At 59.0% G+C, this 463-nt stretch carries 1 protein-coding gene; it reads left to right on the top strand.

The features are described 5' to 3' along the window. A partial coding sequence (locus EN852_RS35135; protein ID WP_135879622.1) for a DUF4424 family protein occupies positions 1-463 on the top strand: 463 nt, incomplete at both ends.

The following is a 463-nucleotide window of genomic DNA, read 5'->3' as shown; positions in this document are numbered from 1 at the left end:
CGCCTACACGCCGTTCTGGCAATTGCGCTCGACATATTGGTGGCGCTCGACCTTCCCGGCCAACAAGGACGTCCACGTCTCGCATCGTTACAAGCCGAGCGTCGGCGGCACCTCCTCGGTCAGCTTCTTCTCAGAAGGTCAGTTCCAGAGCCCGCAATACGATACCTACAAGACCCGCTACTGCATGGATCAGACATTCGACAACGCGGTGCGCAAGGCGGCAAAGGCCAATCCGGACGGCTATCCGAAATATTACGAGAACCGCATCGCCTATATCCTGACCACTGGCGGCAACTGGGCGACCGGGACCATAGGCAACTTCAAGCTGACCATCGACAAGGGCAGCGCCGACAATCTGGTGTCGTTCTGTGGCGACAATGTCCGCAAGGTCGGCCCGACCACCTTCGAGACGACGGCCAAGGATTTCTACCCCGAGCACGACATCGACATCCTGTTGCTCGTG

Origin of the sequence: Mesorhizobium sp. M2E.F.Ca.ET.209.01.1.1, from assembly GCF_004010375.2 — a bacterium.
In the GTDB taxonomy this organism is placed as follows: domain Bacteria; phylum Pseudomonadota; class Alphaproteobacteria; order Rhizobiales; family Rhizobiaceae; genus Mesorhizobium.
This window is presented reverse-complemented; position numbering and strand designations above follow the sequence as displayed.